This is a genomic window from Streptomyces sp. NPDC047880 (assembly GCF_040706515.1).
Lineage (GTDB): Bacteria > Actinomycetota > Actinomycetes > Streptomycetales > Streptomycetaceae > Streptomyces.
Genome location: NZ_JBEZOK010000028.1, coordinates 58,203 through 71,545 on the forward strand (window position 1 = coordinate 58,203; position 13,343 = coordinate 71,545).

The 13,343-nt window shown below is 74.2% G+C and carries 10 protein-coding genes; 7 read left to right on the forward strand and 3 right to left on the reverse strand.

The annotated features are described in order from the left end of the window. Positions 1-2: 2 nt before the first annotated feature. Complete coding sequence (locus AB0937_RS32170) at positions 3-203, reverse strand: hypothetical protein (RefSeq protein WP_366716709.1); 201 nt, start codon at positions 201-203, stop codon at positions 3-5. A 236-nt stretch (positions 204-439) separates the two neighbouring features. Here AB0937_RS32170 and AB0937_RS32175 point away from each other — a divergent pair, with 236 nt between their 5' ends. Both AB0937_RS32175 and AB0937_RS32180 read left to right on the forward strand, forming a co-directional pair. Beyond that, a complete protein-coding gene (locus tag AB0937_RS32175) occupies positions 440-1,657 on the forward strand; it encodes a histidine kinase (protein WP_366716781.1) in 1,218 nt (405 codons plus the stop codon). A 126-nt stretch (positions 1,658-1,783) separates the two neighbouring features. Then, on the forward strand, positions 1,784-2,461 hold the full coding sequence (locus AB0937_RS32180) for a response regulator transcription factor (RefSeq protein ID WP_366716710.1): 678 nt from the start codon (positions 1,784-1,786) through the stop codon (positions 2,459-2,461). Positions 2,462-2,563: 102 nt separating this feature from the next. Here AB0937_RS32180 and AB0937_RS32185 read toward each other — a convergent pair whose 3' ends face one another. Next, the gene (locus tag AB0937_RS32185) at positions 2,564-3,586 is read right to left on the reverse strand and encodes a Gfo/Idh/MocA family oxidoreductase (protein ID WP_366716712.1); all 1,023 of its coding nucleotides are present in this window, start codon (positions 3,584-3,586) and stop codon (positions 2,564-2,566) included. 128 nt (positions 3,587-3,714) lie between these two features. Here AB0937_RS32185 and AB0937_RS32190 point away from each other — a divergent pair, with 128 nt between their 5' ends. From AB0937_RS32190 to AB0937_RS32210, 5 genes are all read left to right on the forward strand, one after another. Next, positions 3,715-4,452, forward strand: coding sequence for a GntR family transcriptional regulator (locus AB0937_RS32190; protein WP_366716783.1), 738 nt, complete (start codon positions 3,715-3,717; stop codon positions 4,450-4,452). Positions 4,453-4,559: 107 nt separating this feature from the next. Beyond that, on the forward strand, positions 4,560-5,708 hold the full coding sequence (locus tag AB0937_RS32195; protein ID WP_366716714.1) for an ROK family glucokinase: 1,149 nt from the start codon (positions 4,560-4,562) through the stop codon (positions 5,706-5,708). Further along, positions 5,705-6,286, forward strand: a complete 582-nt coding sequence (locus tag AB0937_RS32200) for a sugar kinase (protein ID WP_366716716.1) — start codon at positions 5,705-5,707, stop codon at positions 6,284-6,286. The genes AB0937_RS32195 and AB0937_RS32200 overlap by 4 nt, the downstream gene beginning before the upstream one ends. Before the next feature lie 107 nt (positions 6,287-6,393). Further along, positions 6,394-9,252, forward strand: a complete 2,859-nt coding sequence (locus AB0937_RS32205; protein ID WP_366716718.1) for a DEAD/DEAH box helicase — start codon at positions 6,394-6,396, stop codon at positions 9,250-9,252. A 52-nt stretch (positions 9,253-9,304) separates the two neighbouring features. Continuing rightward, positions 9,305-11,488 carry an SWIM zinc finger family protein gene (locus tag AB0937_RS32210; protein ID WP_366716720.1) on the forward strand — a complete coding sequence of 728 codons (2,184 nt, stop codon included), beginning with the start codon at positions 9,305-9,307 and terminating at the stop codon, positions 11,486-11,488. Positions 11,489-11,676: 188 nt separating this feature from the next. Here the strand turns inward: AB0937_RS32210 and AB0937_RS32215 are convergent, their stop codons facing one another. Then, positions 11,677-13,248 carry an oleate hydratase gene (locus tag AB0937_RS32215; RefSeq protein WP_366716721.1) on the reverse strand — a complete coding sequence of 524 codons (1,572 nt, stop codon included), beginning with the start codon at positions 13,246-13,248 and terminating at the stop codon, positions 11,677-11,679. Between the last annotated feature and the right edge of the window lie 95 nt (positions 13,249-13,343).

The window sequence follows — 13,343 nt, forward strand, 5'->3', positions numbered from 1 at the left end:
TCTCAGACGGACCTCCGGCTCCCGGCCGCCGCGAACAGGGCGACGCCCAGCACGAGCAGCGCGACGCTCGCGTAGATCTCGTAGCCGTCGAGGAACTCCAGGCGCTGCACCAGGCCCCAGTCCCAGTCGGTGAACTCGTGCACCAGGCCCGCCACACCCTGGACCAGGGCGAGGAAGCCGAGAATCTCCAGTACCTGCTTCATGCCACCAGCCTCGTCCCGCGCATCCCGCACGCACATCGGCCGCGGGAGGGGCGCACGGCGACGGAAGTCCCCGCCGCGGCGCGGCGGCGGCGCCGAAAGTATGCGTCGTGACGACTTCGGTCGACGATCCCGCCCGACGACGGGTGGGAGGGGCGGACGACTGCGTAGATTGGTCGCTCGTGACGGGTGACGACGTGGGGCACGCCTCTTTGGTGCCGGTGGGGGAGACGCCCGCGCTGTTCACCGGGCGCCGATGGTTCTTCCCGTCGGCCCTCCTGCACGAACTCGACCTCGACGCCGCACGGGCCGGGCGGCGGCCCCGGCGCACCGCCCGCGACTGGGTCGTCGACTTCTTCTGCTTCCTGCTGGCCGTGTTCGTGGGCGCGATGGCCGTCGACGCCCTCGCCCGCAACCCGCACGTGCCGAACGCACTGGCCGTCGTCGACCAGGTGACCGGCGCGCTGGCGTGCGCTGCGGTCTGGCTGCGGCGCCGCTGGCCGCTGGGGCTGGCCGTGGCGCTGACCCCGGTCGGCTTCCTCTCGGACACCTCGGGCGGCGCGGGCCTCATCGCCCTGTTCACCCTCGCCGTGCACCGCCCCTTCCGCTACGTGGCCTGGGTCGGCGGCGTCAACATGGCGCTGGTGCCGCTCTACTACTGGATACGCCCCGACGCGGACCTCCCTTACCTGGTGAGCGTGCCCTTCGTCGAGGTGCTCACCGTGGCGACCGTCGGCTGGGGCATGTTCGTACGGGCCAAGCGGCAGCTCATGCTGAGCCTGAGGGACCGGGCCCGGCGCGCCGAGACCGAGGCGCAGCTGCGGGCCGAGCGGGCCCAGCGGCTCGCCCGCGAGGCCATCGCGCGGGAGATGCACGACGTGCTCGCCCACCGGCTCACCCTGCTGAGCGTGCACGCCGGCGCCCTGGAGTTCCGGCCCGACGCGCCCCCGGCACAGACGGCGCGGGCGGCGGGCGTGATCCGGGAGAGCGCGCACGAGGCGCTCCAGGACCTGCGGGAGATCATCGGCGTGCTGCGAGCGGGCGAGGCCGACGACACGGGCCGGCCGCAGCCGACCCTCGCGGCGCTGGACACCCTGGTCGCCGAGTCCCGCCAGGGCGGCATGAAGGTCTCCCTCGCCCACCACGTCGAGGACCCCGACGGCGTCCCGTCCTCGGTCGGCCGCACCGCCTACCGGATCGCCCAGGAGGGCCTGACCAACGCGCGCAAGCACGCCCCCGGAACGGAGGTCACGGTGACCGTCACCGGCGCACCGGGCACCGGGCTCACCGTCCGCGTGCACAACCCGCCGCCCGAGGGCGAGGTGCCACCCGTCCCCGGCTCCGGGCAGGGACTGATCGGCCTCACGGAGCGGGCGACCCTGGCCGGAGGCCGGCTGGAGCACGGCCCCACCCCGCAGGGCGGGTTCGAGGTGCGGGCGTGGCTGCCGTGGGGGTGAGCGCCCGGCCCCCTTCCTGTCCGCGTCCCTTTCCGCCCGGCCCCTTCCTGCCCGTCCGGCCCTTCCTGTCCCGATGCCGTCCCGTTCGGGCCCGCCGCCCGGCCCGGCCGTGATTACGTAACGCTCATGACTGCGATCAGACTGCTCCTCGTCGACGACGATCCGCTGGTGCGGGCCGGGTTGTCCTTCATGATGGGCGGCGCCGACGACATCGAGATCGTCGGCGAGGCCGCCGACGGAGCCGAGGCGGAGACCCTCGTCGACCGCACCCGCCCGGACGTCGTGCTCATGGACATCCGGATGCCGACGGTGGACGGTCTCACCGCGACGGAACGGCTGCGCGCCCGCAAGGACGCCCCGCAGGTGGTGGTGCTCACCACCTTCCACGCCGACGAGCAGGTGCTGCGCGCGCTGCGCGCCGGCGCCGCCGGGTTCGTCCTCAAGGACACCCCGCCGGCCGAGATCGTCGCGGCGGTGCGCCGGGTGGCGGCCGGTGACCCGGTCCTGTCGCCCACGGTCACCCGGCAGCTGATGCGGCACGCCGTCGGCACCGCCGCCGACACGCGCCGCACTCGCGCGCGGGAACGCATGACCGTCCTCAACGACCGTGAGCGCGAGGTCGCCGTCGCCGTCGGCCGGGGCCTGGCCAACGCCGAGATCGCCGCAGCCCTCTACATGAGCGTCCCGACCGTGAAGACGCACGTCTCACGCATCCTGGCCAAGCTCGACCTCAACAACCGGGTGCAGATCGCGCTGCTCGCCTACGACGCGGGGCTCCTGGAGGAGGCACCGGAAGAGCACTGACCGGACCGGAAGGCGGACTCGGCCGTGGCGGCGTCGAGGGTTCCGGCCAGTTCCAGCGTCACGAGCCCGTGCATGGCCGCCCAGACCGATCAGGCCCGGGCGTCAGCCGAACGCCGGAGAGGCCCCGCCGGGGATCTCCGCGAGGTGCACCGGCCTGCGCTCGCGCCGCGACAGCTCGCACGCCTCGGCGACCCGCAGCGCCTGCAACGCCTCGCGACCGTCGCAGGGATTGGCCCGCTCGCCCCGGACCACCTCGACGAACGCGTTCAGTTCCGCCTCGTAGGCGGGGCCGAACCGTTCCAGGAAGCCCGCCCACGGCTTGTCCGCGGCCGGCGGCCCGGTCGGCTCGGTGGACGCGATCGGCGTACGGTCGTCCAGGCCGACCACGATCTGGTCGCGCTCCCCGGCGAGCTCCATCCGCACGTCGTAGCCGGCTCCGTTCATCCGGGTCCCGGTGAGCGTGGCGAGCGTGCCGTCGTCCAGGGTGAGGAGCGCTGCGGCGGTGTCCACGTCACCCGCCTCGCGGAACATCCGGGGGCCGGCGTCCGACCCGGCGGCGTAGACGTCCGTCACCTCCCGGCCGGTCACCCAGCGCAGGACGTCGAAGTCGTGGATCAGCGTGTCCCGGTACAGTCCGCCGGACAGCGGCAGCCACGCGGCGTCCGGCGGCGCCTGGTCGCTGGTCAGCGCCCGCACGGTGTGCAGCCGCCCCAGCCGGCCGGACCGCACGGCCTCGCGTGCGCCCGTGTACCCGGCGTCGAAGCGGCGCTGGAAGCCCATCTGGAGAATCGTCCCGGCCGTTTCCACCTCGGCGATCGCGCTCAGGCTGCCCGGCAGGTCCAGCGCGATGGGCTTCTCGCAGAACACCGGCAGACCCGAGCGTGCTGCCCGACCGATCAGTTCGGCGTGGGCCGACGTCGCCGTCGTGATCACCACGGCGTCGACGCCCCAGCGGAAGATCTCCTCCACGCCGGGCGCGGCCGTCTCGCCCAGCCGGTGCGCCAGTTCCTGGGCCCTGACCGGCTCCGCGTCCGTCAGGATCAGGGAGCCGACGTCGCGATGCCGACTGAGCGTGTTCGCGTGGATGGTGCCGATGCGGCCCGTACCGATGACGCCGATGCGCATGAAAACAAAGTGCGTGCACAGCCCGCCGCTGTCAATCTGTATGTCCGGACAATCTGACTACACGACTTCCCGTCAACAACGCACGGGGCTACGCTCGGCCCGTGCCGAAACCAGAAGTGGACCCGACCGTGCAGCTCGAGCTGAGCGTGGACCGCAGCTCTCCCGTGCCCTTGTACTTCCAGCTGTCCCAGCAGCTGGAGGCCGCGATCGAGCACGGCACGCTGACCCCCGGCAGCCTGCTGGGCAACGAGATCGAACTCGCCGCCCGGCTCGGCCTGTCCCGGCCGACCGTCCGCCAGGCGATCCAGTCGCTCGTCGACAAGGGCCTGCTCGTACGCCGCCGCGGCGTGGGCACCCAGGTCGTGCACAGCCAGGTCAAACGCCCGCTGGAGCTCAGCAGCCTCTACGACGACCTGGAGGCGGCGGGCCAGCGCCCGGCCACCAGGGTCCTTGTGAACAAGCTGGTCCCGGCCTCCGCGGAAGTCGCCGCGGCACTCGGCGTCGCCGAGGACAGCGACGTCCACCGCGTGGAACGCCTCCGTCTCGCCCACGGCGAGCCCATGGCCTACCTGTGCAACTTCCTGCCCCCCGGCCTCATCGACCTCGACACCGGCCAGTTGGAGACGACCGGCCTCTACCGGCTGATGCGCGCGGCGGGCATCACCCTGCACAGCGCCCGCCAGTCGATCGGCGCCCGGGCGGCGACGGCGGAGGAGGCGGAGCGCCTGGCGGAGGAGACGGGTGCGCCACTGCTGACGATGCAACGCGTCACGTTCGACGACACGGGACGCGCTGTCGAGTACGGCACACACACGTACCGCCCGACGCGCTACAGCTTCGAATTCCAGTTGCTGGTGCGTTCCTAGGGGCGCGGGAAACTCCGCGGCAGGCCGCCACCGGCCCGCGCTCGACGATGATCCGCGCCACCCCTGTGCTCCGCACCGTGCCGTCCTGTGAGGCAGAATCGGGCGCGATGAGCACCTACCGCGACTTCACCGCCCCCATCGGCTCCCGCCGTGCCACGGCGCTCCGCACCGTCGGCACCCGGGAGCGCCGCTCGCACCTGACGGCCCCCCGCGTGCCCACGGTCGGCATCGACATCGGCGGTACGAAGGTGATGGCGGGCGTCGTCGACGCCGACGGCAACATCCTGGAGATGCTCCGCACGGAGACCCCGGACAAGTCCAAGAGCCCCAAGGTCGTCGAGGACACCATCGCCGAGCTGGTCCTGGACCTCTCCGACCGCCACGATGTGCACGCCGTCGGCATCGGCGCGGCCGGCTGGGTGGACGCCGACCGCAACCGGGTGCTGTTCGCCCCCCACCTGTCCTGGCGCAACGAACCGCTGCGCGACCGCCTCTCGGGCCGGCTCTCCGTCCCCGTCCTCGTGGACAACGACGCCAACACCGCCGCCTGGGCCGAGTGGCGTTTCGGCGCCGGCCGCGGTGAGGACCACCTCGTCATGATCACCCTCGGCACCGGCATCGGCGGCGCGATCCTGGAGGACGGCCAGGTCAAGCGCGGCAAATACGGCGTCGCCGGCGAGTTCGGCCACATGCAGGTCGTGCCCGGCGGCCACCGCTGCCCGTGCGGCAACCGCGGCTGCTGGGAGCAGTACAGCTCCGGCAACGCCCTGGTCCGCGAGGCCCGCGAGCTGGCCGCCGCCGACTCACCGGTCGCCTACGGGATCATCGAGCACGTCAAGGGCAGCATCGGCGACATCACCGGACCGATGATCACCGAGCTGGCCCGCGAGGGCGACGCCATGTGCATCGAGCTGCTCCAGGACATCGGCCAGTGGCTCGGCGTCGGCATCGCCAACCTCGCCGCCGCCCTCGACCCCTCCTGCTTCGTGATCGGCGGCGGCGTCTCGGCCGCCGACGACCTGCTGATCGGCCCGGCCCGGGACGCCTTCAAGCGGCACCTCACCGGCCGCGGCTACCGCCCCGAGGCCCGCATCGTCCGGGCCCAGCTCGGCCCCGAGGCCGGCATGGTCGGCGCCGCCGACCTCGCCCGGCTGGTCGCCCGCCGTTTCCGCCGCGCCAAGCGCCGCCGCGTGGAGCGCTACGAGCGCCTCGAGCGGTACGCGCAGTCGCTCCGCAGTACCCAGGAGACGCCGTGACCGCCTCCCTGCCCCACCAGGGCCCCTGGCCCGACGAACCGGAGCGCCCGGTCGAGGACCGCCGCCACATGATCCGCCGCAGGTCCCTCACCCTGCTGATCATCGTGCTGCTCATCGGCATCCCGGCCGGCTACCTCGTGATCTCCGCGAACCAGAGCCGCGACAGCGGCAAGGACAAGGAGGCGAAGTACTCGGCGACCGGCCTCACCGCGGGCTGGCCCTCCAAGCTCCAGCGCCGGATCTACCAGGTGCCCGTCCCGCACCCGGCGTGGCACGTGGCGTACTACGAGACCAACAACTGGAAGACCAGCCGCCTCTACACCCAGTTCGAGACCAACGCGGCGGGCCTGGACGCCTATCTGACCGGCCTGGGTGTGACGCGCAAGGACCTGAAGCAGGGCGACGTCACCATCGGCGCCCGCGACCGCGGGATCACCGGCTGGAAGTTCGCCACGACCGAATCCTGGTACGGCTTCGTCCACCGGCAGAAGAACCCGGCCCCCACCCACGACGTGGTCGTCGACCTGTCCAACCCGGCCTACCCCTGGGTGTACGTCGTCTCCCGGACCGTGCCCTGACCCTGCCGGACCGTGCCCTGGCCCGGCCGCCGGGGCCGATTGTCAGACCCCGCCCGTAGAGTCGGAGACAACTGATCCGGCACACGGGGCGGGAGGTGGCAGGACGTATGGGAGAGACGGCTCTGATGGCCGAGCGGGCGGGGGAGACGGCGGTCCCGGTCCGGCTCCCTGCCGTCTTCCTGCCCGCGCCCCTCCCGCGCGAGGGGCGCATCGCCTTCTGGGACCCCGAGAGCGGACCCCTCCCAGAAGACGCGGAAGGCACTGCGGACGCCGGTGACACCGAGCTGACCGTCGTACGAAGGCACGGCGCCACCGGGGTCCGGCGGCGCACCACCCCCGCGCTGACCCTCCCGCTCGACGCCGCCCTGCCGCTCCTCGTGCGCGCCCGGCACGACCCCGCGGCCCACCCCGCCACGGCCTGCTGGGGCGCGGCCGCCCTGCACGCCCTGCGGCTGACCGCCCGCGGCCGGCTGCTGCCCGGCCTGACCGCCACGGGCCACGACGCCTGGCGCGCCGGCCCCCTCGACCCGGACGACATCGCACACCTGCGCGCGGTGGCCGCAGCCCTGCCCTACGAGGGCCACGCCGTGCCGCTGCCCGGCCCCGGGCCGATCCTGCTGCCCGAGCCGGAAGCGCTGGTGCGGGCCTTCCTCGACGCCGTGGCCGACACCCTGCCCCGCACCCCTGCCGCACCCCACACCTCCGGCCGGCCCTTCGCGGCCCGCGAGGCCCAGCATCTGCCCACCGCCCACGACTGGGCCGCCGAAGTCGCCGCCGGGATGGACGCCGGCGTGCGGATCTCGCTCCGCCTGGACCTGTCGGCCTACGACCTGTTCGACGACGCCTCCGACGGGGGTGCCCGCAGCGCCGGCGCCGCGATCGTCCAGGTGCACAGCCTCGCCGACCCCACCCTCGTGGCCGACGCGGCGGCCCTGTGGGCGGGTGCGGCCGGCGACGCCTTCGGCCCCCGCGCGCGCGTGGACGCGGCACTCGCCGTCCGCCGCGCGGCCCGCGTCTGGCCCCCGCTGGACCGGCTCGCCGACCAGGACGTGCCCGACGTGCTGGCCCTGACCGAGGACGAGGTCACCGACCTGCTGGGCATCGCGGCGACCCGGCTCGCCGCGGCGGGGGTCGCGGTGCACTGGCCGCGGGACCTCGCACAGGATCTGTCCGCAGCGGCGGTGGTCCGTCCGGCCCCCGGCTCGGCGACCGACGGCACCGGCTTCTTCGAGAGCGAGGACCTCCTCCAGTTCCGCTGGCAGCTGGCACTCGGCGGCGACCCGCTCACCGACACCGAGATGGACGCCCTCGCCGAGGCCCACCGCCCGGTCGTCCGGCTGCGCGACCAGTGGGTGCTGGTCGACCCGGCGCTGGTCCGCAAGGCCCGCAAACGGGACCTGGGCCTGCTCGACCCGGTCGACGCGCTGTCCGTCGCCCTCACCGGCACCGCCGACGTGGACGGCGAGACGGTCCCGGCCGTCCCGGTGGGCGCGCTGGCCGCCCTGCGCGACCGCCTGACCGCGGGGATCCGCCCCGCCGAACCGCCCCCGGACCTTCAGGCGACCCTCCGGGACTACCAGCTCCGGGGCCTCGCCTGGCTCGAGTCGATGACCTCCCTCGGCCTCGGCGGCTGCCTCGCCGACGACATGGGCCTCGGCAAGACCGTCACCCTCATCGCCCTGCACCTGAAGCGGGCCCGCAGCGAACCCACCCTGGTCGTGTGCCCGGCCTCCCTGCTGGGCAACTGGCAGCGGGAGATCACGCGGTTCGCCCCCGGCGTGCCCGTGCGCCGCTTCCACGGCCCGGACCGCGGCCTGGACGGCCTGGACGGCGGCTTCGTCCTCACCACCTACGGCACCATGCGCTCGGCCGCCCCGGCCCTGGCCGAACGCGCCTGGGGCATGGTCGTCGCCGACGAGGCGCAGCACGTCAAGAACCCCTACTCGGCCACCGCCAAGGCGCTGCGCACCATCCCCGCCCCCGCGCGCGTGGCCCTGACCGGCACGCCCGTCGAGAACAACCTCTCGGAGCTGTGGGCCCTGCTCGACTGGACCACCCCGGGACTCCTCGGCCCGCTGAAGTCCTTCCGCGCCCGGCACGCGCGCGCCGTGGAGAACGGCGAGGACGAGGAGGCCGTGGAGCGCCTGGCCCGGCTGGTGCGGCCCTTCCTGCTGCGCCGCAAGAAGTCCGACCCGGGCATCGTGCCCGAACTGCCGCCCAAGACGGAGACCGACCACCCGGTCCCGCTCACCCGCGAACAGGGCGCGCTGTACGAGGCGGTGGTCCGCGAGTCGATGCTCGCCATCGAGACGGCCGAGGGCATGCCCCGCCGGGGCCTGGTGCTGAAGCTCCTCACGTCGCTGAAGCAGATCTGCGACCACCCCGCGCTGTTCCTCAAGGAAGAGCACACCCCGGCCTCCGGCGACCGGCTCGCCGCCCGCTCCGGGAAGCTGGCCCTGCTGGACGAGCTGCTGGACACCCTGCTCGCCGAGGACGGATCGGCCCTCGTGTTCACCCAGTACGTCGGGATGGCCCGCCTGATCACCTCGCATCTGGCGACCCGGGCCGTCCCGGTCGACCTCCTCCACGGCGGCACGCCGGTCCCCGAGCGGGAGCGCATGGTCGACCGCTTCCAGGCCGGTTCGACACCGGTTCTGGTGCTGTCGCTCAAGGCGGCCGGCACCGGCCTGAACCTCACCCGGGCGGGCCATGTGGTGCACTTCGACCGCTGGTGGAACCCGGCCGTCGAGGAGCAGGCGACCGACCGTGCCTACCGCATCGGCCAGACCCAGCCCGTGCAGGTGCACCGCCTCATCACCGAGGGCACCGTCGAGGACCGCATCGCCGAGATGCTCCAGTCCAAGCGGGCCCTGGCCGACGCCGTCCTGGGCTCCGGCGAGTCCTCCCTCACGGAGCTGACGGACCGGGAGCTGGCGGACCTGGTGTCGCTGCGGAGGTCGTCATGATGCCCCGCCAGGACCGCGCTCTGCCCGCCCGCCCGTGCCCGGGGAGGACGACATGACCGCCGGCCCGGCCGACGAGGCCCGCCGCGCCCTGCGGGAGGCCCGGGAGCGGGCGGCCCACGGCACCGACCAGGCACCTGCCGCCCGTCCGGAGCCGGCGCCCCGTCCCGAGCCGTCGTCCCGTACCGGCAGTGCTCCGGAGGACACCCCGTCGGCCGCGCCGCCGCAGCCGCCGGCACCCGACGCCCCCCGGGCGAACCGGGCGGAGAGCACCACGACCGGTGCTGAACCCTCTCGGGCCCCTGCCCGGGCGGGCACCGAGCGGCGTGGGGCGGACGTCGCGCGCGAGGCGCTGCGCGCCGCACGGGACGACGCGCGCCGGATCCGGGAGGAGACGGAGCGGGAGGGGGCCCGCCGCAGGCGCCGGGCCCGGCAGAGCGCCGTGGACGACAGGGCTGCGGCCGTGCGTCGCGCGAGCGTGGACGCCTCCGGCAGGGGCGCGCGTGACGTCCGGCAGTTGCTGTCCGACGCCTTCCGGATGCCGGGCACGCCGGACACGGCTGACGACGACCACGAGCCGGAGACCGGGCAGGGCGGCGGCACCCCTCGCACGGCCGACCTGCCGCACGGCCCCGCCCGCCGAGCCCCGCAGACGCCGCCCGGCGCACACGCCCCGGCCCCCGAGCCCTCAGAGCCCCCGGAGACGCCGGAGACCCGTCCCGAGCCCCCGAGCTCCCCGACCGGAACCAGCGACCTCGCCCCCACCCCCCACACCGACGCCCGGGCGACGTCGGCTCAGGACCACAACCGACCCCCTCGGCCCGCCCGGCCGAGCGCACCGGCCGTCGGCCCGGCTCCGGTCCCCGAGCCCCCGCCTTCCGCCCCGGTTCCCGTCACCGAGCCCCCGGCCGCCCCGGCTCCGCTCCTGGACCCCCCGGTCTCCGGGGGCCGCGCGGTCCGGTCCGCCCGATCCCCCCGTTCCATGGGTGCCCCCGCCCGCGATCACGAACTCCGGCGTACCTTCCCGCCGTTCCCACCGCGGGACGGTGACCGCTTCGCCGAGAGCTGGTGGGGAAACGCCTGGGTCGGGGCGCTGGAACAGGGCGCGCTGGACGTGAAACGGCTGGAGCGCGGGCGGGGATACGCGGGACAGGGGCACGTCGACGCCATCACGGTCACGCCCGGACTGGTGCTCGCCTACGTCCAGGGCAGCCGCCCCCGCCCCTACCGCGTCCAGGTGCGGCTGCGCACGCTCGACGACACCGACTGGGACCGTTTCCTGGACGCCGCCGCCGACCGCCCCGGCCACATCGCGGCGCTGCTCGACAAGGAGATGCCCCAGTCCCTCGCGGAGTGCGGCGTGCCGCTGCTGCCCGGCCCCGGAGACCTGGAGCCCCACTGCAGCTGCCCCGACCGCGCCCACCCCTGCAAGCACGCGGCCGCCCTCTGTTACCAGACCGCCCGGCTGCTCGACGCCGACCCCTTCGTCCTGCTCCTGCTGCGCGGCCGGGGCGAACGGGAGCTGCTCGACGCGCTGTCCCGGCTGAGCGCCACCCGCGCGGCGCGCGCCGCGCAGGACAGGGGCCCGGCGCCCCTGCCGGGCGTGCGGGCGGCCGAGGTCCTCGCCTCGCGCGCCCTCGCGCCCCTGCCCGCTCCACTGCCTCCGCTCGCGCATCCCGAGCAGCCCCCGGCCTACCCGGCGGCACCCGGGGGGCCGGACCCCTTCGCGCTGGACCAGTTGGCCACGGACGCCGCCGCCCGTGCCCACGCCCTGCTCGGCACCGGCCGCGACCCGGTCGGACAGCTGACCTTCTGGCAGGACGCGGTCCGTCTGGCCGCGGCCCGACCGGGCGCGGGGCTCACCGCCGGGACGCGGTCGCTGTACGCGTCCCTCGCCGCCGCGGCGGGCCGCACCCCGTCCGAGCTCGCCCGCGCGGTCGCCGCCTGGCGCCAGGGCGGCCTGGAGGGCCTCGCCGTGCTGGAGGAGCCGTGGGACCCGCCCGCCGGCCGATTCGACCGGGCCAGGCCCCTGCTCCTCGCCGCCGACCTGCCCGCCTTCCGCCCCTGGCGCAACCACCTCACGCACCCCCAGGGCCACCTCCAGCTCCGCCTCGGCCGCGACGGGCTCTGGTACGCCTACGAGTCCGAGCCGGGCCACGACGACTGGTGGCCGAGAGGCACGCCGGACCCGGACCCGGTCGGCGCCCTCACCGGCCTCGGCCTGCCCGGCGACCTGTGAGGGCGCCCCGGGCGCTGTCGGGTCCCCTGGCCGGGGAGGCGGCGTGAGAATCGCCTGGCCCGTCCTCAGTGCTCGTCACGAGCAGCCACGCTCCCCGGGCCGGTCACGCGGCCGCGCCGTACGGCGACGCCGGTACGGCGCCTGCATCCAGACGTGGGCCGGGACGCGTCGGCCGGCGGCATTCCGGGTTACCGGCGGTGCACGGTCTCCCATGCCGCGGCCAGGACGCGGGGGTGGTGACGGCCCTCCAGGACGCCGGGCGGGTGCTCGCCGAGCCCGAGGAGCCGGGCCACCGCTGTCCAGGCGGTGCGGACGGAGTACTCGACGGTGCACACGACGTCGTCCGGCACGTCGGCGAACGGGCCGATGAAGGCGAGATTGACGGATCCCTCGGGCACCACCTTGGGCCGGTCGTCGCGGCGGCGGGCCAGGAATTGACTGGTGGCGTACGGCATGAGGCAGGGAACGACGGTGGAGGCCGTCCGGATCCGGTCGGCCACGGTCTCGTCGAACGGCAGATGGTGCAAGACCTCTTCGAGGATCTCCCGGCCGGAACACATCGTCATGGGCTTGGGCGTGTGGTTGCCGGCGCGGCCGGGGTGCAGGGCATAACCCCACCAGACCGAGACGCCTTCGGGCTGTTCTGGGTGGACGGGCCGGCGCGGGGCAGCGATGGTGAGCAGCCAGTTGGAGCCGGTGAGGGTCATCAGGCCGCCACGGCCGGTCTCGCCGCCGCTGAACTCCTCCAGTGCGTCGAGGAGGACGCTGCCGCGGGTGGTCACCGTGAACGACTCGCAGCGGGACTCCTTGACGTGCTTGTCGAAGGCGGTCGGGTCGCCGAAGTCCTCGCGCCCACGGGACAGCCGGTGCCAGAGCAGCCAGGTGTCCGAGCGATGGGCGTGCGGGGGCGGTGCGCAGTTGTGCGAGCCGAGGCTGACGGCGTCGTCGATCGAGCCGTTGGTGACCAGGACCAGGTCCTCGGGGGCCACCTCGATCTGCTCGTCACGGCCGTTGCGGGACAGGTAGATGCGCTCGACCCTCGTACTCCTGCGGCCCGGCGCGAAGCCGAGATCGGTGACGTGGGCTCCGGTCCGGACGGTCACGCCCTGTTCACGCAGCCAGTCGGTCAACGGCCGCACGATGGAGTCGTACTGGTTGCGGCGGGCGTGGTGCATGCCCGGCATGGCGGCGAACTCGGGAAGGAGAGGGAGGAAGCGCCTGAGGCAGCGGCGGAACTCGACGGCGCTGTGCCAGGGCTGGAAGGCGAACGTGGTGCACCACAGCAACCAGAAGTTCGTGGTGAAGAAGTGCTCGCCGAAGCAGTCCGTGATGCGCTTGCCGTCCAGGTGTCCCTCGGGGGTGGCCAGGCAGCGGACCAAGTCCAGCCGGTCGCGCTCGGAGAACCCCGTCGAGCGGGTGTCGACGGTCCTCCCGTCGCCGTCGACGAGCCGGGCGATGCCTCCTCCTGTGAAGTCCTCGTGGCCGGTCAGGATTTCCTGGGTGACCGACACCGAGGGGTCGTCGAGGGTGGGAATGCCGGACAGCAGGCCCTGGGCGCAGCGGAATTCGGACTCGAACATCCGCCCGCCGAGCAGGGGGTGGCCGGCGGCGGCCGTGCCGCCCGCGTCCAGGCCGCCGTCGATGTTCCGCTGCTCCTCGAAGAGGTGGATGTCCGCTCCGTCGAAGTCACCGTCGCGGATCAGGAACGTGGCCGCGGCGAGCGCCGCGATCCCGCTGCCCACCAGATAGGCCTTCGCCATCACACAACCCCTCTTTCTCGCCCGCTGATCGGGAACGCACGGCATCAGCGTGTCCCGCGTCCGTGAGGCCCGTCAGTGGGCCATTGGTCACCCTC